Origin of the sequence: Streptomyces sp. JHA26 (genome assembly GCF_002005565.1) — a bacterium.
Lineage (GTDB): Bacteria > Actinomycetota > Actinomycetes > Streptomycetales > Streptomycetaceae > Streptomyces.
Genome location: NZ_BDJC01000039.1, coordinates 38643 through 57471, shown reverse-complemented (window position 1 = coordinate 57471; position 18829 = coordinate 38643). Strand labels below are relative to the sequence as shown.

The 18829-nt window shown below is 72.0% G+C and carries 18 protein-coding genes and 2 pseudogenes; 10 read left to right on the top strand and 10 right to left on the bottom strand.

From position 1 onward, the window contains the following. Window positions 1-5 precede the first annotated feature (5 nt). Window positions 6-566: a hypothetical protein gene (locus tag JHAT_RS22875; protein WP_171991010.1), complete on the top strand. Its 561-nt coding sequence runs from the start codon at window positions 6-8 to the stop codon at window positions 564-566. Here JHAT_RS22875 and JHAT_RS22870 read toward each other — a convergent pair. From JHAT_RS22870 to JHAT_RS22860, 3 genes are read right to left on the bottom strand one after another with little or no spacing between them, the layout of a single operon-like run. After that, window positions 550-1062: a DUF2165 domain-containing protein gene (locus JHAT_RS22870; protein WP_077800129.1), complete on the bottom strand. Its 513-nt coding sequence runs from the start codon at window positions 1060-1062 to the stop codon at window positions 550-552. The genes JHAT_RS22875 and JHAT_RS22870 overlap by 17 nt on opposite strands. Before the next feature lie 56 nt (window positions 1063-1118). Then, on the bottom strand, window positions 1119-1328 hold the full coding sequence (locus JHAT_RS22865) for a DUF397 domain-containing protein (RefSeq protein ID WP_077800128.1): 210 nt from the start codon (window positions 1326-1328) through the stop codon (window positions 1119-1121). Further along, the gene (locus tag JHAT_RS22860) at window positions 1325-2137 is read right to left on the bottom strand and encodes a helix-turn-helix transcriptional regulator (RefSeq protein ID WP_077800127.1); all 813 of its coding nucleotides are present in this window, start codon (window positions 2135-2137) and stop codon (window positions 1325-1327) included. The genes JHAT_RS22865 and JHAT_RS22860 overlap by 4 nt, the downstream gene beginning before the upstream one ends. A gap of 116 nt (window positions 2138-2253) precedes the next feature. On the opposite strand from JHAT_RS22860, the gene JHAT_RS22855 reads away from it, so the two are divergent. Both JHAT_RS22855 and JHAT_RS22850 read left to right on the top strand, forming a co-directional pair. Beyond that, window positions 2254-2685, top strand: a complete 432-nt coding sequence (locus JHAT_RS22855) for an ATP-binding protein (RefSeq protein WP_077800126.1) — start codon at window positions 2254-2256, stop codon at window positions 2683-2685. A gap of 191 nt (window positions 2686-2876) precedes the next feature. Then, complete coding sequence (locus JHAT_RS22850) at window positions 2877-3992, top strand: ADP-ribosylglycohydrolase family protein (RefSeq protein WP_077800125.1); 1116 nt, start codon at window positions 2877-2879, stop codon at window positions 3990-3992. A 15-nt stretch (window positions 3993-4007) separates the two neighbouring features. Here JHAT_RS22850 and JHAT_RS22845 read toward each other — a convergent pair whose 3' ends face one another. The 3 genes from JHAT_RS22845 to JHAT_RS22835 form a co-directional block, all read right to left on the bottom strand. After that, window positions 4008-5582 (bottom strand): sodium:solute symporter family protein, encoded by a 1575-nt coding sequence (locus JHAT_RS22845; RefSeq protein WP_077800124.1) that lies wholly within the window; start codon window positions 5580-5582, stop codon window positions 4008-4010. Between the two features lie 299 nt (window positions 5583-5881). Then, window positions 5882-7882, bottom strand: coding sequence for an MFS transporter (locus JHAT_RS22840; RefSeq protein ID WP_253195576.1), 2001 nt, complete (start codon window positions 7880-7882; stop codon window positions 5882-5884). 182 nt (window positions 7883-8064) lie between these two features. After that, entirely contained in the window at window positions 8065-10437 is a 2373-nt protein-coding gene (locus JHAT_RS22835; RefSeq protein ID WP_307718355.1) for a D-alanyl-D-alanine carboxypeptidase, read from the bottom strand. A 387-nt stretch (window positions 10438-10824) separates the two neighbouring features. Here JHAT_RS22835 and JHAT_RS22830 point away from each other — a divergent pair, with 387 nt between their 5' ends. From JHAT_RS22830 to JHAT_RS22820, 3 genes are all read left to right on the top strand, one after another. Further along, on the top strand, window positions 10825-11583 hold the full coding sequence (locus JHAT_RS22830) for a GPP34 family phosphoprotein (protein WP_077800123.1): 759 nt from the start codon (window positions 10825-10827) through the stop codon (window positions 11581-11583). A gap of 345 nt (window positions 11584-11928) precedes the next feature. Further along, the gene (locus JHAT_RS22825) at window positions 11929-12786 is read left to right on the top strand and encodes a helix-turn-helix transcriptional regulator (RefSeq protein ID WP_077800122.1); all 858 of its coding nucleotides are present in this window, start codon (window positions 11929-11931) and stop codon (window positions 12784-12786) included. A gap of 172 nt (window positions 12787-12958) precedes the next feature. Beyond that, entirely contained in the window at window positions 12959-13150 is a 192-nt protein-coding gene (locus tag JHAT_RS22820) for a DUF397 domain-containing protein (protein ID WP_077800120.1), read from the top strand. A 94-nt stretch (window positions 13151-13244) separates the two neighbouring features. Here the strand turns inward: JHAT_RS22820 and JHAT_RS22815 are convergent, their stop codons facing one another. From JHAT_RS22815 to JHAT_RS22805, 3 genes are all read right to left on the bottom strand, one after another. Beyond that, entirely contained in the window at window positions 13245-14123 is an 879-nt protein-coding gene (locus JHAT_RS22815; RefSeq protein WP_077800118.1) for a MerR family transcriptional regulator, read from the bottom strand. A gap of 77 nt (window positions 14124-14200) precedes the next feature. After that, entirely contained in the window at window positions 14201-14722 is a 522-nt protein-coding gene (locus tag JHAT_RS22810) for a glutathione peroxidase (RefSeq protein ID WP_077800117.1), read from the bottom strand. Between the two features lie 52 nt (window positions 14723-14774). Then, window positions 14775-15113 carry a hypothetical protein gene (locus JHAT_RS22805; RefSeq protein WP_077800116.1) on the bottom strand — a complete coding sequence of 113 codons (339 nt, stop codon included), beginning with the start codon at window positions 15111-15113 and terminating at the stop codon, window positions 14775-14777. 336 nt (window positions 15114-15449) lie between these two features. Between JHAT_RS22805 and JHAT_RS22800 the strand changes: the two genes are divergently transcribed. The 4 genes and pseudogenes from JHAT_RS22800 to JHAT_RS35430 all read left to right on the top strand — a co-directional run. Then, complete coding sequence (locus tag JHAT_RS22800) at window positions 15450-15977, top strand: toxin-antitoxin system HicB family antitoxin (RefSeq protein ID WP_077800114.1); 528 nt, start codon at window positions 15450-15452, stop codon at window positions 15975-15977. 101 nt (window positions 15978-16078) lie between these two features. Next, window positions 16079-16921, top strand: a complete 843-nt coding sequence (locus tag JHAT_RS22795; protein WP_077800113.1) for a DUF4097 family beta strand repeat-containing protein — start codon at window positions 16079-16081, stop codon at window positions 16919-16921. 153 nt (window positions 16922-17074) lie between these two features. Continuing rightward, a pseudogene (locus tag JHAT_RS34030) lies at window positions 17075-17194 on the top strand (ABC transporter permease); the annotation flags it as partial. Between the two features lie 223 nt (window positions 17195-17417). Beyond that, a pseudogene (locus JHAT_RS35430) lies at window positions 17418-17870 on the top strand (hypothetical protein); the annotation flags it as partial. Window positions 17871-17920: 50 nt separating this feature from the next. Here the strand turns inward: JHAT_RS35430 and JHAT_RS22785 are convergent. Continuing rightward, window positions 17921-18820: a LysR family transcriptional regulator gene (locus tag JHAT_RS22785; RefSeq protein ID WP_077800111.1), complete on the bottom strand. Its 900-nt coding sequence runs from the start codon at window positions 18818-18820 to the stop codon at window positions 17921-17923. Window positions 18821-18829 lie beyond the last annotated feature (9 nt).

Sequence of the window (18829 nt, the reverse complement as noted above, 5' to 3'; positions counted from 1 at the left end):
TGCCCGTGCCTGCCCGACTTCCCTCGTGGGCCTGGGTCTCCGGTCTGACCGTGGGAGCGATAGCGGGGGTCGGTTTCCTGACCGTGCAGGCCGACCGGGGCCCGCACCCCACGGCCGCCGTGGCCGCCCCGAGCCCGTCGGCCCCGGCCCGGGTGTCCCCCACGCCGAAGGAGACGGCGCCGGCCCCGGTCCCGGCCGGCTCCGGCACCGGGCGGCGCGTCGTCTACTCCGTCGGGCAGAAGCGGGTCTGGCTGGTCGACGCGAGCGACGCCGCCCGCCGGACCTTCACCGTGTGGCCCGGCACGGTCAGCCCCGACCCCGGCACCTACACGGTCGGTCAGCGCCGGAACTCCACGATCGGTTCCGACGGGGTCCCGATCGAGCACATCGTGTACTTCGCCCTGGCGGACGGCGTCTCGGTCGCCTTCTCCCACGCGGCCGACGGCTCCTCGCCCCCGCCGCCCGTCTCCGGGACGAAGACCGGCGGCATACGGCTGCACACGCCGGACGGCCAGGCCGTCTGGACGTTCGCGACGACCGGTACGAAGGTCAGGGTCGTCCCGTAGCCTCCGCCCGGCCCAGCGGCAGGTGCGTGACGATCAGCACGACACCGCTGAGCAGGAATATCCGCGTCGCCGCGTCCAGCCCGTTCCAGGTGTCCGACTGCCACATCGCGAACCACTCCCCGCCGATGCCGATGAAGCCGACGCCGAAGAGCAGCATCACCATCAGCAGGCCGAGGGTGGAGATCCTGCGGGCCCGCGCACGGTCCTGCCGGAACCAGAACCAGGTACCGGCGATCAGCACGAGCGCGGCCACCGTCTCCCAGGCGATGATCACCACGTAGGCCGCGTTCTGCAGTCCCTCGTTCGTGACGGCCCGCCACATCAGGTCGTCGTCCTTGAACGTGGTGTCCATGGCGAGCACGTGCTGGACGAACGCCTGGTTCGTCCCGAAGTCGGTGATGTTCCCGAAGGCGACCAGCGCCATGTAGAGGGCGACGGTGCCGGTGAGGAGGCCCGAGGCCAGGGGAAGGGTCCGCGAGACGGAAGTTGTGGTCATGCCCACTTCATTACCCACGGGCCCCGCACTCATCCGACGGGCGCCCCGTCCACGGATCAGGCGCGGGGGGCCTGGCGGCCGGCCGCCGTGACGGTGTGCACGAACGCGGTCCACGAGACACCGGCGAAGGTCAGCAGGGCGGCGTCGGGGTCCTTGGAGTCGCGGACGTGGACGGTGGCGTCGGCGGGGGCTATGGCGACCTCGACGCAGTCGGGGCCGTCGTTGCTGCTGTGGCTGCTCTTGAACCACTCCAGGGCGGAGGTCATGTCTCTTCTCCCATGATTTTCTCGATGAAGGTCAGTGACTCACGGGGTGCGAGGGCCTGCGCCCGGATCATTCCATAGCGCATTTCGAGGATCTGGACGTCCCGGGGATCACTGACGAGCCGACTGTGCAGTTGGGCCTCCAGATGCCCGAGCGTCTTGCCGTCCGTGAGCTTGAGCAGTCGCAGCGACCCGGCCATCCCCGCGTGATCCTCGCGGTCCGTCGGCATGACCTGGATCTCGACGTGCCTCAACCTGCCCACCTCCAGGAGGTGTTCGAGCTGTTGGCGAAGCACCATTCTGCCCCCGAGGGGACGCCGTAGCGTGACCTCTTCCTGGACGAAGGTGAGCTGGGGCCGGGGGATGCGCTCGAACACGGTCTTCCGCGCCATACGGGCGGACACGTAGCGGTCGACCTCCTCTTCCGTGTACGCCGGGCGTCGCATCGCGTACAACGCTCGCGCGTACTCGGGGGTCTGCAGCAGCCCGTGGATGTGGTGGCCCGCGTAGGCGCCCAGCTCGACCGCCTCCTCCTCCAGCTTGGCGAGGTCCCGCACCTTCTTCGGGTAGCGGGCCTTCTCCACGTCCTCCTTCATGGTCGAGAGCTTCCCGCCCGCGCCCAGCACCTCGTCGGCCTTGTCCAGGAAGTCGGGCTTGGGCACCCGCCGTCCGCGTTCCACCGACGAGACCATGTCCTCGCCGTACCCGATGGCGGCTCCCAGTTCGGCCTGGCGCAGCCCGGCCGCCTCCCGCCACAGCTTGATCTGCCGCCCGACCGCCTTGAGCACGGCCGCGGCCTCCTCGTCCTCCACGTCTTCCCCTCCTGACGTACGACCCGTACGACCACGGCGGGCACCCGGACAGTCACTCTCGGTACCGAGGTCGTTGCTGTTCAGGGTAGGGACGGGCGGCCACGCTGGGTGACGTGATGGAGAAATCGGCCCTGTGCGCCACCCCGAACGCACCGCACTTCGCGGTCCAGTTGTCCTCGACGCGGAGGGGCGCCCGGCTCGCGCGCCTGCTCGCCGAACGCCAACTCGCCGACTGGGGCGTGCCGTCGGGGGAGGCGGTCCAGGTCGTCGCCGAGCTGGCGGCGAACGCGGTGCTGCACGGCCGGGTGCCGGGGCGGGACTTCCGGCTGGCCCTGCGCCTGCTCCCCGACGGCGCCCTCCGCGTCGAGGTCACGGACGCCCGGGGCGACCGGGTCCCGCGTCTCCACTCCCCGGCCGCCGAGGACGGGGAGGGCGGGCGCGGTCTGCGCATCGTGGCGGCGTACGCGGACCGATGGGGCGTCGACGAGGGGCCGGCCCCCGCCAAGATCGTCTGGGCCGAACTCCCACCGGGTCGTGGCCGGACGTGACCCGGACGGTCTCCCGCAACAAGCCCGGCGCGGCTCCGACGGCGGCCGCACCTCCACTGCTGCCGCGAGGTGTGCGGCCGCGCGTGAACGTTTCCACACGGTTCCGGCCCTGACCGACCACTTCTGTTCGCATACAGTGCTGGACGTCGTACGTACGGACGGCGGTGTGGGCGGTGCGGAGGGGGGTCGAGGTGGGCGGGACAGCCGGCGCCGTCTGGGGGCGTGCGGAGCAGCAGGACTTCCGCAGCCGGGTGCGCGGGACGCTGCTCGGCGTGGCCGTCGGGGACGCCTTCGGGGCGCCCGTCGACCGGATGGGCCTCGACGCCATCGCGGAGGCGCACGGACCCGAGGGCCCGGCCGACCTCGCCCCCGCCTACGGGCGGCGCGGCGCCGTCACCCACCTCACGCAGCTCACCCTGTTCTCCGTCGACGGGCTGATCCGCGCCCAGGTGCGGCGGGACACCGGGGCCTGGCACCCGCCGACCGACCTGCACCGGGCGTACCGGCGCTGGGCCGCCACCCAGCGCGACTGGGGGCCCGACCTGCGGCGCGAGGAGGACGGCTGGCTGGCCCGCGAGGAGTGGCTGTACGCCCGGCGCGACCCCACCCGCGCGCTGCTGCTCGGGCTCGGCGACGAGACCATGGGCACCCCCGAGGCGCCCAAGAACCCCGGTGAGCGCGGGGCCGAGGCGGCCGCCCGGTCGGCGCCGTTCGGGCTGCTGGTCGGCTGGGAGCCGCACCTGGTCGCCCAGCTCGCCGTGGAGTGCGCCGCGCAGACCCACGGCCACCCCACCGGCTACCTGGCGGCGGGCGCGTACGCCGTGGTCGTGCACGGGCTGGCGCGCGGGGAGAGCCTGGACCCGGCCGTGCAGCGGGCGCTGGCGCTGCTCGCCGCGCGCCCCGGGCACGAACCGGTGTCGGCCGCCCTGCAGCACGCGCTGGGCGCGGTACGGCAGGGGCTCCCGACGGCGGCCCGGGTCGCCGAGCTGGCCGGCGGGGGCACGGCGGAGGGGCTGGTGGCCGCCGCCGTGTACTGCGCCCTCGTCGCCGAGGACGTACGGCACGGCCTGCGGCTCGCCGTGAACCACGGCGGGTCCTCCGCCGCGACCGGCGCGCTGACGGGCGGACTGCTCGGCGCCCTGCACGGCGAGACGGCCCTCCCGCCGGCCTGGCTGGCCGAGCTGGAGGGCCGTCCGACGATCCTGGAACTGGCCGACGACTTCGCGATGGAGATGACCCAGAGCCCCGCCCTGCACGGTCCGGCGGGCTCGTCGCCGGGCTGGCTGGCGAGGTACCCCAGGGCGTGACCGGCGCGGCGGGCCCTAGTCCTTCACCCGCGTCCGGCCCACCGTGTCGTCCCTGTCCTGCGCGGGCGTCGGGACCGCCGCCGCTCCGGAGGCGTCGTCGTCCGTGTTGACGCGCTCGATGATCGCGAGCCGCTCCGGGGTGTCCTCCGGCTTCAGGTAGCCGACGACGACGTACAGGACCAGCGAGACCGCCAGCGGGACGGACACCTGGTACTCCAGCGGCACCCCGCCCTCGACGTTCCAGCTGATCGGGTAGTTGACCAGCCAGAAGGCGAACAGGCCGGCCGCCCAGCTGGTGAGCGCGGCCGTCGGTCCCGAGCGGCGGAAGGGCCGCAGCAGGCCGAGCATCATCGGGATCGCGATCGGGCCCATCAGGCCGGCGACCCACTTGATGACGACGGTGATGATGTCCTTGAACGCCGGCGAGTTGACCTGCGTGGCCACCGCCATGGACAGGGCGAGGAAGACGACCGTCGTCACCCGCGCCGCCACCAGCCCGGACCGCTCGCCCCAGGCCCTCGCCCGCGCCGACACGACCGGTGCCACGTCCCGGGTGAAGACGGCCGCGATGGCGTTGGCGTCCGAGGAGCACATGGCCATGGTGTGCGAGAAGAAGCCGACGATGACCAGGCCGAGCAGGCCGTGCGGAAGGAGCTGTTCGGTCATCAGGCCGTAGGAGTCGGAGCCGTCCGGCTTCTGCGACTCCACCAGCAGCGGCGACATCCACATCGGGAAGAACAGCACCACGGGCCAGACCAGCCACAGCACCGCCGACAGCCGCGCCGACCGCGCGGCCTCGCGGGCGTTGCTCGTGGCCATGTAGCGCTGGGCCTGGTTGAGCATGCCGCCGTTGTACTCGAAGAGCTTGATGAAGAGGAAGGCGAGCAGGAACACCGTCCCGTAGGGGCCGACCAGCGGCTTGCCGTGACCCTGGAGGGCGGGCTCGTCCCAGACGCCGAAGAAGCCGCCGTGGTCGCCGAGTTTCATGACGACGGCCACGAACATCGCGACACCGGCCAGCAGTTGGATGACGAACTGTCCCAGCTCGGTCAGCGCGTCGGCCCACAGGCCGCCGATCGTGCAGTAGATGCCCGTGATGACGCCGGTGATCAGGATGCCCTGGTTGAGGGAGATGCCGGTGAAGACCGACAGCAGCGTGGCGATGGCCGCCCACTTCGCGGCGACGTCCACGATCTTCAGCAGCATGCCGGACCAGGCCAGGGCCTGCTGGGTCGGCAGGTTGTAGCGGTTCTTCAGGTACTCCAGCGGAGAGGCCACGTGGAGCCGTGAACGCAGCCGGTTGATGCGCGGCGCGAACAGCTTCGACCCGACGGCGATGCCCAGGGCGATGGGGAACGACCAGGTGACGAAGGACGTGACGCCGTAGGTGTAGGCGATGCCCGCGTACCCGGTGAACATCACCGCGCTGTAGCCCGACATGTGGTGCGAGATGCCGGACAGCCACCAGGGCATCCTGCCGCCGGCCGTGAAGAAGTCGCTGACGTTGTCCACGCGTTTGTGCGACCAGACGCCGATCGCCACCATCACGGCGAAGTAGCCGATCAGCACGGACCAGTCGAGACCGTTCATGTGCCCCCTTCCGGGGTCCGCCTTGTGAACTCCGCTCAGCAGGCTGGCACTTCGCAAGAGCGGGGTGAGGGCGAGGCGTGTGGCGAAGTGCCCGCTCATCGTGTTGCGTCGGCGCGGGCACGACAAGAAAGTGGAGGGTCAAGAGCGAGTAAAAATGTTCTGCGCACTGACCTGCGTTCATACACGTGAACTTCGGAAAGACAGATCGGCCGAGGTCCCTGGATCAGGGTCCCCGGCCGTTTCCCCAGCTCCGGAGCCGCTCCCGGCAGCCCCGGAGCCGCTCTCGGGCCGCCCTCGGGCTACTCCGGGACGAACTTCAGCTCGTCCCCGAACTGGTCCACGAGCCGGTCCTTGAGCTCGTCCTTCATCTCGTCCGGGCAGGGGGTGCCGCGCGAGAACCCGTAGGGAGCCGCCAGACGGTACGTGCCCGCCTTCGGGGCGATCAACACCGTCCACGTGTCGCCGTCGACGGTCTCCTCCGTCTCCGTCAGACAGCCGCTGACGTTGTCGAACGTCTTCGGCGAGTCCTCGGGACGGTCCTCGGACGCCTCCGTCTCCTGCGGCGGCTTGAGCTTCTCGCCGTCGGCGTCGACGAGGCTCAGCCACGGCGAGTACGGCATCCGGATCAGGACGGGGCCCGCCTCGCGCACGTCGATCGTCCACTCGCCCTGCTCGGCGCGCTGGACGACCGCGTCCGGCTCGGCCAGCGGGGCGGGGTCGGTCACCTGGAACAACTGCCAGTTGGCGTCGCCCCAGACCTGCTTCAGGTACGGCAGCCCGCGCTGCAGCAGCGCGCGCTCCCGCTCGCCGCCGTCACCGTCCGGCTCGTCCTTGGGCAGCACCACGAAGTGCACCGCCCAGCGCTGCAGCCACTCGTGGTAGTTCGCCGAGTTGAGCGTGTCGTCGTAGAAGAGGGGGTTGCGCTTCATGTCGGCCTGGCGGTTCCAGCCCCGGGCCAGGTTCACGTACGGGGCGAGCGCCGAGGCCTCGCGGTGGGAACGGGCGGGGACGACCTCCACCCGGCCCTTCTCCGCGCCGGCCTCCTGGAGCTCGTTCACGAGCGGCGCCAGCTCGCGCGCCCAGGAGGCGGCCGGCGTGGTGTGGACGATGTCGTCGCCCGTCTTGAAGCCGATCCAGCCGGCGAAGACGGCGAGCCCGGCCACGAGCGCGTACCACTTGCGCGAGCGCGGCACCGTGAACGGCAGCGCGGCCACCAGCGTCACCCCGGCGAAGAGCATGGCCAGGCGCGTGATGTTGGAACCGATCTGGGAGCTGATCACCCAGACGAGGAGCACGGACAGCCCGTAGACCGCCGAGGTGATCCGCACCGTCTTCCACGTGCGCGGCACCAGCGCGAACACGAGCCCCGAGTACAGCAGCGGCAGGACCGCCGAGCCGAAGGACATCGGCTGGGTGCCGGAGAACGGGAACAGCCAGGCCGACAGCGCGACCACCGCACTGGGCGCCAGGCCCAGCGCCCAGGCGCCCGGACGGCGCTTCTGCAGGAACAGGGCCACCGCGATCAGGCCCACGAACAGACCCGAGACCGGCGAGGCCATCGTCGACAGCGCGGCCAGCGGCGCCGCGCACAGCGCCTTCGCCCAGCGCCTGTGGCGCCAGCGGTACGGCCAGCAGAACACCGTGGCCACCGCGCCCAGCGCGAACATGGTGCCCAGCCCGAACGTCACCCGGCCCGATATCGCGTTGGCCAGCAGCCCGAACAGACCCGCGAGCGACGCCCACAACGGGTTGCGGACCACACGGCTGCGGATCAGGACCATCGTCAGCAGCCCGGCCGACAGCGTCCCCGCGATCATCATCGTGGTCCGGACGCCGAGCACCGACATCAGGTACGGCGACACCACGCTGTACGACACCGGGTGCATGCCGCCGTACCAGGCGAGGTTGTACGCCGAGGCCGGGTGCCGGCCGACGAACTCCGCCCACGCGTCCTGCGCGGCGAGGTCGCCGCCGCTGTTCGCGAAGGTGAAGAACCACACGACGTGGAGGACCCCGGCGAGGGCCGTGACGGACAGGACGGGGTGGCGCAGCATGCGCTCGCGCACGGCCAGGAAAGCGGCCTTCACCGCGGACGGGGCCTCCGGCTCGGCAGGCTCCGGCTCGGCAGGCTCCGGCCGGGCGCGGTCCGGTTCACGAACGTCGTCCGCCGGACCGGTGCCGGACCTCCCGCCGCTCCCGCCGTCCCCGCCGTCCTTGCGGGGAGCGGGTACGTGTGGGCGCGGGCCCGTTCCCGGGCCCGGATCGGCGTCGTCGGCGCGTGTCGGCTCCGCAGTGGCCACCTGAAGGCACTCCCCGTGTCCCGTCTTCTGCTTTCGGCCGCGTACGTCCCGTACTCTTCACGACTCTTCACGGCCGCGTTCCCGCGACCCGGCGACCTGCCCCGTTTCGTGACGCTAGCACGCACCCCGTCCGGCGGCTGCCGGACGGGGTGCGTGCCAGGACCGTCCCATTCTGCCCGGTGTCAGCCGAGCCGGGTCAGCCTGGCCGTGAAGCCGGGCTCCGCGAGGTCCTCCTGGAGGGCGACCGGGACCTTGACGGCGTCACCGCTGCTGCCGTCGCCGACGACGAGCGTGCCGACCCGGGTGCCGGCCTTCGCCGTGTGCGGCACCGACGTGTCGCCGAGGCCGTCCAGCTTCAGCTTCACGGTCAGGCCGGACCAGCCGACGGCGGAGACGTCCTTGGTGGCGACCACCGGCGTGGTGCCGCCCAGACCGTCGTCGATCTGCCCGACGACGTCGCCCTTCTTCACGATGGTCTTCGAGGTGAGCGCGTCCTGCCCCGCCTCGATCAGCTTGCGCACGACGCCGGTGACCTCGTCGATGTTGGCGACGCCGTTCTGCCCGAACTGGCCGAGGGCCGCGCCGATGATCGTCCGGGTCTTGCCGTCGATGGTCTTCTCCGCGGCGAAGAGGATGTTGCCGCCGGCCGCGGTGGTCGTGCCGGTCTTGATGCCGATGGCCACGGTCGGGACGAGCCCGAAGAAGTTGTTCTGCTTGTCGCCGTTGAGGTCGACGTAGCTGGGCTGCCGGGAGATCTCCCTGAAGACCGGGTTCTCCATCGCGGCGCGGCCCAGCTTCACCAGGTCCTCGGCGGTGGAGACGGTCGTCTTGTCGAGGCCGCTGGGGTCCGTGTAGGTGGTGTTCTTCATCCCCAGCTCCTGGGCGGTCTTGTTCATCTTCGCGACGAACGCGTCCTCGGAGCCGCTGCCGGTGTCCCAACGGGCCAGCAGCTTGGCGATGTTGTTGGCGGACGGCAGCATGACCGCCTGCAGTGCCTCGTACTCGGTGATCTTCTGGCCCTCGGAGACCCTCACCACCGACTCGTTCTCGGCCTTGCCGGTCTCGTAGTGCTTCTGCGCGGCCGCGTCGACGCTGATCGCCGGACCCTTCTCGCCCGTCTTCAGCGGGTGGTCGCGCAGGATCAGGTACACCGTCATGACCTTGGCGATGCTGGCGATCGGTACGGGCTTCTGGTCGCCGGACGTGCCGAAGGTGCCGATGCCGTTGACGTCCATGGCCGCCTGTCCCTGGGTGGGCCAGGGCATGGAGGGCTTGTCGCCCTCGAAGGAGACGGTCTCCTGCGCGGTGAGGTGCAGCGTGGGCGTGGGCAGCGGGCGCACGGCCTGGACGATCGCGAACACGATCACCAGCAGCAGGACCAGCGGGGTCCAGATCTTGACCCGGCGCACGGTCGTGCGCAGCGGGGTCTCCGGGGGCGGCGGCGTGTTCGTCAGCTCCGCCAGCAGGTCCAGCGGCGGCTTCGGCGGCAGCGGCTGCTGCGTGGTCCGCTCGGGACCGACCTGCGGCACGGCCGCGGTGACCCCGGAGAACGCCGCCCGGGGCTCCTCGGAACCGGCCTTCGGAGCCGGGGCCGGGGCCGGGGCCGACGTCGCGGGCCGCGGGGGCTTGCGGGTGGCCGGGTCGTCCGGGTGCCGCAACGCGACGAACTTGCTGGTGCGCTCGGCGTCGGACTCGGCCTTGCCCGCCTTGCCCGCCTTGTCGGTTCCGTCAGCCTTACCGGTCCCGCCTGCCTTGTCGGTTCCGTCGCTCTTGCCGGTTCCGTCGGTCTTACCGGCCTTACCGGCCTTACCGGCCTTACCGGCCTTGTCGGCCTTGTCGGCCCGCTCGGCCTTCTTCGCCGCGTCGCCCAGCTTCAGCATGGTCGTCGGCTGGTCCACGGGGGGCCCGGCGGGCGGCCGTACGGCCTTGAAGACGGCGGTGGGCTGATCGACGGCGCCCTTGCCGCCCTCGGCCTTCTCGTCGGTGCCGGGCTCCTGCTCGGCGTCGGCGCGGTCGTCCGTGCGGCCCTCGGAGGCGTCCTCGGGTGCGTCGGCGCCCTCGGCCGCCTTTTCGGGCGCGTCGGTGTCCTCCGGCCCGTCCCCGGCCTCGTGGCGGGCGTTCGCGGCGGCGCGCTCGTCCGCGGTCGCGACCCACGCCGCCACGGCGTCCCGCAGCCGACCGTCGCCGGACGTGCCCGACGAACCCTTCCCGTCGGCCTGTGGCGCGCTCCCGGCCTCGGACGCGCTCTCGCCGTCGTCCGTGCCGTCCGCGTCGTCCGCGTCGTCCGTGTCGGCCTCACCGGCCTCCGGCGCGTCCTCGGCCTGGGGCGCAGTCTTGCCGTCGTCCGCGTCGTCCGGGGCGTCGGCCCCGGGCTCGTCGTCCGCGTCGGCCTCCGGCGTGCCCTCGGCCTCGGGCGCGGCCTTCGCCTCGCCGTCCGCCTCCGCCCTGTCCTCGGGTGCGGTCTCCGCGTCGGCCTCGCCGCCGTCCCCGGCCTCCGGCGTCTTCGCCCCGGCCTCCGTCTCGCGGACCGACAGCACCCGCGTGGCCGTGTCCACGCCCCCACGGGACGCCGCGGACCCGGCGGATTCCGCGGACGCCGGCGCCTTCGCGGTCTCCCGCGCCACCGCCAGCCGCGGATCACGCGTCTCGCTCGCCCCGGTCCTGGCTTCGGGAACCGGACCCGCGCTCCCCGACGTCGGTTCTTCCGACGACTCGCGCTGTTTCGACCTGTCGGGGGACTCGCCCGCCACCGATGCCTCCTCCATGCGCCGCACGTTCTGTGTGCGCTACCGAACCATGTACCAGTGTCCTGTGTACGGCTGGAACCCACGCGGTAGACGAGAACGACATACCTACTGGTTCCACTACGAACCGGTCACGCACCCTCGACAGACCAATGTGAGAGGGGTCACCCTGTCTGTCATCCACGCGGGGAGGCATGGATGGGCAGGAGCCGCAGAACACTTCCGGAGGAGCTTCTGCTGCTGGCGCTGGACCCGACCACGGGTACCACCGCACAGCCGCAGTCGCTCGACCTCGGTCTGGCCGGAGCACAGCTGGTGGAGCTGGCGCTGGCCGGACGGATAGCCCCAGACGGGGATCGTATCGCCGTGGTGGCCCCACGGCCGACTGGAGATCCGACACTCGACTGCGCGTTGGAGCTGCTGCGAAGGCGTGGCGCTCCCGTACGGGCGGTCAACTGGATCGGCGGGCCCCGCCTGGGGCTGCGCCAGACCTACCTCTCGCATCTGGAACGCTGCGGCATGGTGCATGCCGTGGAGGGCCAGATGTGCGGAGTGCTGCCGACGACTCGCTACCAGGCGACGGACACGGCGATCAGCCGGGAGATCAAGGCCCGGCTGGACTCGGCGATCCGCACCGGCGTACCGCCGGACCCGCGGACCGCGGCGCTCGCCGCGCTGGCCCACGCGGTCGGTCTCGGCAAGCACCTGTACCCGGGCAACGAAGGACGCTCGTCGCGGTCCCGACTGCGGGACCTCATCAGGCACGACCCCATGGGGGGTCTGGTGGCGCACGCGGTGATGGACGTCCAGAACGGTGCGGCGGCCCAGTCGCGCCGCAGCCCGGCACCGGTCGGCAGGCCGGCCGCGGGACCGGGGGCGAGGTCCGTCCCGGAACCCGCCCGTGGTGTTCCGGCGCAGCCGCGCCACGGATCCATGGCACGTGCCGTGGTCCACTGAGCCGCGTCACCGGCACCCCACGCACGACCACGCACGGCCCGCACGACCACGCACCACGCACGACCACCACGCACCGTCGTACCGCCGCACCGACAGTCCCTGAGGCCCGGTCACGGGAGCCGCAGGTCCGCGCGGGGTGGCGGGGCCGACCGTACGTCCGGCACGCCCGGGCGCGGCCGGACCCGCCGCCCCGCGCGGCCGTATGCGCGGCGCGTCCCCGAACCGGCGTGCACGCAGCGCATATTGATTGTTTGCCAGCGGCGGAAAGCGTCTTGGTGGCAGTCTGCTCAACAGCAGATACGCAAAGTGGCAGGTATGAGTCACGCAGCCGGAGGTGCACGTCCCGTGGCGTCCAATGTCAATCCCACCGTCAGGCGGCGCCGGCTGGGCCAGGAGCTGCGTCGGCTCCGCGAGCTCAAGGGCATGACGGCGGAGGAGGTGGCGGAGCGGCTGCTGGTCTCGCAGTCGAAGATCAGCCGCCTGGAGAACGGCCGGCGCAGCATCAGCCAGCGCGACGTCCGCGACCTGTGCGGGGTCTACGAGGTCGAGGACCAGCGGATCGTCGACTCGCTGATGCAGATGGCGAAGGACTCGCGCCAGCAGGGCTGGTGGCACGCCTTCGGGGACATCCCGTACAGCGTCTACATCGGCCTGGAGACCGACGCCGAGTCGCTCCGGACGTACGAACCCCAGATCATCACCGGCCTGTTGCAGACCCGGCCGTACGCCGAGGCCCTGATCCAGGGCGCGTTGCCCGAGACGTCGGTCGCCGACATCGAGAAGCGGGTCCAGGTCCGCATAAGGCGTCAGGAGCGCATCTCCGCCGAGAGCAACCCCCTGCGGCTGTGGGTGGTCCTCGACGAGGCGTCGCTGCGCCGGGTGGTGGGCGGCAAGCAGGTGATGCGCGAACAGCTGGAGCACGTCGCCGAGATGTCGCAGCTGCCGCACATCACCGTGCAGGTGCTGCCGTACGACGTCGGGGCGCACCCCGGTATCAACGGCCAGTACTCCATCCTGGAGTTCGCCGACGCGGCCGACTCCAGCGTCGTCTACATCGAGGGCGTCACCAGCGACCTGTACCTGGAAAAGGCCCAGGACGTGCAGAAGTACACGGTGATGTACGAGCACCTGCGGGCCCAGGCACTGAACGTGGAGCAGTCCCGCCAGCTCATCGAGGACGTGGCGAAGGAGTACGCGCGCTGAGAGGCGGCGGGATGTTACACCCCTGCCATGCCGTTCTGGAAGAGTCGCCTGGAATATGCCATCCGGTCGGGTGAATGGCCGCTCCGATCGGCGAGGTCAGCGAGTAGCGTCGATCACGCCAAAGATCACGTGTCATTGGCGTAAACCACACTCACTCGCCATCGGAGCAGACATGGCAATTCTTCAGGGCGCCACGGAATCTTGGACCAAGTCCTCCTACTCCGGAGGGAACGGCGCGTGCGTCGAGGTCAAGTCCCCCGTCGTGGCGGCTCTCGCCGTCCGTGACTCCAAGGTCCCCGAGGGTCCGGTCCTGGCGTTCCCCGCCGACGCGTGGAACGCCTTCGTGACCTCGGTCAAGGGCTGACGACTCCGCGCACGACCCCCGGCGCCGCCGGCAGGGCCCTCTCGGCCAGTTCGCCGACCTTGCCGAGAGGGCCCTGTTCACTCCGGCGGCACGGTCACCTCACCGGGAACGCCACGTCGCACACCGGATCCTCCGGCCCGGCCGCGTCCCAGTCGGCGAAGTACACCTCACGGCACGGCCCGTCCACCGTCAGACCCCGGTCGGCGATCCACGCCTCCACCGCCTCGAAGGCCGCCAGGATCTGCGGATGGGCCACCTGGGCCTTGGTGATCCGGGTGAAGGCCAGCCGCCGGGCCGGCTCCACCCGCACCCGCGTCTCCCAGGTGCGCCCGTGCCGTTCCACCCATGCCCGCGCCGCCGCCTCGTCGGCGACCGGCACGCACGACTCGGCCGGGCCGTCGCTGTCCAACGACACCTCGGAGTGGTAGAGGACGAACGGCGCCGCAACCACGCCCCCGCAGTCGCGGGCCGCCTCCTCCAGCCGTCCCAGCGAAGCACCGATCCACGCCGGCAGCTCGTGCGCCCGCGTGTGCCGGGTCTCGGTGATCAGTACCTGCCCGGGCACGTCCACCGTCTCTACCGCGAACGTCTCGTACACCTCGGAGTCCTTTCCCGACAGCCGTGCACGGAGATAGACGGCGAGCGTGCGCTGCCCGGCGAAACGCGCCTCCACGTCCGCCCAGTACGCGCCGAGCAACCCGGCCGCCCCGGGCCCGTCCGCCCGGACCACCTCGGCGACCCGGGCCAACGGCATGTCCAGCTGCCGCAGCAGTGCCACGAGCCGGGCGCGTTCGACCTGGCCGGTCCGGTAGTAGCGGTAGCCGGTGGTCTCGTCCACGTGGGCCGGCGTCAGCAGGCCCAGGCGGTCGTACAACCGCAGGGCCTTGGCCGACAACCGGGCCCGCGCGGCGAACACCCCGATGGTCAGCAACTCGTCGTCGCGCGCGTCGTCCACGCCGTCGTCCTCCGTCACCGGGCGGCCTGTTCCGCCCGGTGAGGACGAGGCTCGGCCCTGTCCCAGGGGCAAGGTCAACCGGCCCGTCCGTCCGGTCAGCCGACGAGGAGTTCCTCGACGGCCGCGACGACCTCCGTCGACTCGGGCTCGGTCTGCGGCGAGAAGCGGGCGGCGACCTTGCCGTCCCGGCCGATCAGGAACTTCTCGAAGTTCCAGCGGACGTCCCCGCTGTGGCCCTCGGCGTCGGCGAAGCCGGTCAGGCGGTCGTACAGCGGGTGCCGGCCCTCCCCGTTGACGTCCACCTTCTCGGTCATCGGGAAGGTGACCCCGTACGTCGCCGAGCAGAACTCGGCGATCTCGTCGGCGCTGCCGGGCTCCTGTCCCATGAACTGGTTGCACGGCACGCCGAGCACGGTGAAGCCCCGCTCCGCGTACCGCTCGTGCAGCCGCTCCAGACCGGAGTACTGCGGGGTCAGCCCGCACTTGGAGGCCACGTTGACCACCAGCACCACCTGGCCGGCGTACCGGGAGAGGTCGGCGGACCCGCCCTGGAGGGCGCCGATCTCGACGTCGAGGGGGAGGCCGTCGTTGCTGCGGGCGTTCTCTGAGGTCGTCATGGACGGATGCTAGCGGTGCGGGGCGGGCGGCGACGGGGCGCCGCCCTCCAGTTCAGTGGCTGTGCGGCCGGAGCCAGCGGGGCCGGTGGGCGGCCGGGCGGTGGCGTTCCGCCGTCCCGTCCCCGACGCCGGTGCGGCCCCCTCCCTCCAGCCGGCGCCTCCTGCCGCGGCGCCGCGCCAGCATCGTGCCGGCCAGCAGCAGCCACATGCCCAGGCCGAAGACCAGCGTCAGGGCGATACCGCCGAGGAACGCCCCGAGGGTGTTGATCGTGAACGGCTGGCTCCCCAACAGGGTCACCGTGTAGTCCGGACCGCCGGACAGGTTGTACGCGATCAGCAGGCCCGCGAAGGCGGCGGCACCGGCCATGAGCAGAAGCCCCAGCAACACCATGGTCCTCACCTCGTCGTGTGGTGGGTGTGCTCCGAACGGGTTACCAGCGGACAAGGAAGACAAAACGCCTGGGTCGACGTGGGTATGGGAGGCGGGTGGGCCCGGCGGTGCGCTCCTTCGGGCGTGCGGCCCGGCAACGATGACGCCAACCGGTGCCATGTGGCACCATGCGGCGCCACTTCACGCCACCGAAGGTGCCTCGACGCGCTGCCGCCGTGGTCGAACGAATTAGGTGCGGTGACATTTCCGCAGGTCAGGGCGGTTTCTGTCACTCTCTCGCGCGAGCGGCGCCCCGAGTGCTTGCATATGATGCCATCATGGTGCCACCATGGTGTCATGGACCTCACCCCGTATGTCGACTCCCTCCGCCGCGAACTCGTGGTGGCCGCCGAGGCCGGCGGTGGCGAAGCCCGCGAGCTGGCCGAGCGACTCACGGCTCCCCTGGAGTCGGTGACCCGGCTGACCATGCTCAACGTGCTCTCCGCCGCGATGGACGAGATCACCCGGGAACTCGCCCCCGGCTCGGTCGACGTACGGCTGCGCGGACTGGACCCCGACTTCGTGGTGACACCGCCGCCCACCGACGGCGGCACCTTCCCGGAGCCGGCGGCCGTACCCGCCGGACCGCTCCCCACCCCGGCCCCGACCCCGGCCGACGGCGACGAGGGAGGCGTCGCCCGCGTCAACCTGCGGCTGCCGGCCCACCTCAAGGCGCGCGCCGAGGAGGCCGCGAGCCGTGAGGGCCTCTCGGTCAACGCCTGGCTGGTGCGGGCCGTCTCGGCCGCGGTCGAGGGCGGCGGCACGCCGCGCACGACGGAACGGGCCCGCAACGTCGGAGAGAGCTTCACCGGCTGGGTGCGCTAGCCGCGCCCACGCCCGCACCGCACCGCCCGCACGGAAGCGCAGCACTCACACCACGTCCCACCAGCGGGGACGCCCCACGGACTCATGAGGACGGTACAGCCATGCCTTCTTTCGACACTCCCGGACCCATCGCGGTGACCGCCCACGTGGGCGCGGGTTCCCTCCAGCTCACCGCGGGCGACCGCACCGACACGGTCGTCTCGGTGCGGCCCGGCGACCCGAAGCGGGACAAGGACGTGCGGGCCGCCGAGCAGACCGAGGTCTCCTTCACGGGCGGCGTCCTGACGGTCAGCACGAGGGAGCGCCGCTTCATCGGGCCCACCGGCGCCGTCGACGTGACGGTGGAGCTGCCCGCGGGCTCGAGCGTCGACGTGACCGGCTCCTGGACCCAGGTGCTCGGCGAGGGCCGGCTCGGCGAGGTCCGGGTGAAGACCTCGGGCGGTGACGTCCGCCTGGACACGACCGGCCCGCTCCACCTGACCGCCTCCCACGGCTCGGTCACCGTGGACCGGGTGGAGGGTGCGGCCGAGATCACCACCAGCTCCGGCAGCGTGCGCGTCGGCCTCCTCGAAGGCCCCGCCGTCCTGAAGAAGTCGCACGGTTCCACGACCGTCGGCACCGCCGTCGGCGACCTGCGGGTGAGCCACGCCAACGGCGACATCACCATCACCCGTGCCGAGGGCTCGCTCGCCGCCACCACCGCCCACGGTGCGCTGCGGGTGGGCGAGGTGGCCCGCGGCGAGGTGCAGCTGGAGACCTCCTACGGCGCCATCGAGATCGGCATCCGCGAGGGCACGGCCGCCTGGCTCGACGCGCACGCGGACGCCGGGCGGGTGCGCAACGCGCTCACCGCGTCCGGCGCCCCCGGGGAGGCCGAGGACACCGTCAAGATCCGCGCTCGCACCCGGTACGGCAACATCGACGTCCGCCGCGCCACGGCCTGACCGACCGCGTCCCGCGAACACGCCGCCCCACCCCGTCACCCCGCCTCGTCACTCCACCCCTCGAACGGGAGGGCTCCATGCCTTTGTCTGTCATGCCCATGTCTAGAAATGCGGACGGCCGACCGCTCCGCTTACCTCGCCTACCTCATGCCGGGCCTGCTCCTCGGCACGGAGATTGGCCACCACGGATGGCTCGCGCCCGCCTGGTGCCTGGCCCTGACCGTGCTCGGTCACTTCTGGTCGAAGTCGGCCTTCGACCGCGACCCGAAGTGACCGGGACCAACTGCCCCGTTCGCGTTCGTGCTCGCGTTCGTGCTCGTGTTCGTGGTCGTGTGTGCGGTCGTCGAATCCGTCGGCCGGACCCTCACGACGCCTCTCACCAGGGATGATGCCGCGAGTCGGACAGCCCGCGCCAAAAAAGGCTGCGAGTGGTGCCATCGTTGTGCCACCATGGCGCCACGGCACGGACGAGACGGTGCGGAGGGAGGGGCAGGCCATGACAGAACACATCCGGCGGCAGGCGGCACCGGGCGCTCTCGCGTCCTTCGCCCGCTTCGTGGTGTGCGGCGGCGGGGTCGGACTGGCGTCCAGCTTCGCCGTGGCGGCACTCGCCTCCCGGCTGCCCTGGGCCCTGGCCAACGCCGTGATCACCGTGGCCTCCACGCTGCTCGCCACCGAACTGCACGCCCGGTTCACCTTCGGCGCGGGCGGACGCGCGACCTGGCGCCAGCACGCGCAGTCGGCCGGGTCGGCCGCGGCCGCGTACGCGGTGACCGGCGGGGCGATGCTCGCCCTGCAGCAGCTGGTGGCGGCACCCGGCGCGGTACTGGAACAGGTCGTCTACCTGTCCGCCTCCGCACTCGCCGGGATCGCGCGGTTCGCCGTGCTGCGCGTCGTCGTCTTCGCCCGGAACCACGCGCGGGCCGCGGCCACCGGCGACGCCGAGCGGCCGTGGCAGCACCCGGCGGGCGCACCGCACGGTACGGCCGTACCGGCCGGTCAGGGCGTTGCCGACGGCCGTTCGATCCCGAGGACGTCGAGCATCGCACGGGTGGCCGGGCTGGGGTTGAAGCGGTTCCACACCAGGTACTCGATGCGACGCGGCCCGTCGGCCACCGGGACCAGTGCCAGGTGGGGGTCGGCGGCGGCCCGCGGCCGGACGAACGCCGACGGCAGCAGCGCGACGCCGAGCCCGCGGCCGATCAGCCGGGTGATCAGCTCCACGACGCCGGTCTCGTACGCGACGTCGCGGACCAGGCCCGCGGCGGTGAACGCCTGGTCGGACTGGGCCCGGGCGGGCGTCCCGCTCACGAAGTCCACGAACGTCTCCTCGGCGATCTCCCGCAGCGTGACCCGGGAAGCGCCCGCCAGCCGGTGCCCCGCCGGCACCACCAGCACGTGCTCGTCGTGCGCGAGGACGACGCACTCCACACCGGCGGGACCCTCGCTCTCCGGCATGCCGAGGAAGGCGATGTCCAGGTCGCCGTTCCGTACCGCCGCGGCCAGTTCGTCGCTGCGCCCGGAACGGAGGGCGACCTGGACGTCCGGGTGCTGGGCGCGGTACCGCTGCAGCAGCTCGGCCACGTCGACGGCGGCCGTCGTCACGATCACGCCGACGGCGAGCCGGCCGCGCACCACGCCGGTCGCGGCGGCGGCGTCGGCGGCGGCGCGATCGGCGGCGGCCAGGCACTCGCGCGCGCCGGCGACGAACGCCGCTCCCGCGGGCGTCAGTTCGACGCGGCGACTGGACCGGGCGAACAGTCTGACCCCGAGTTCCCGCTCCAGGCCGGCGATCCGGTGGCTGAGCGACGACTGCACGACGAAGCAGCGTTCGGCGGCGCGGGTGAAGTTGCGGGTCTCGGCCACGGCGACGACGTAGCGCATCTGCTGCAGGTCCACCCCACCATC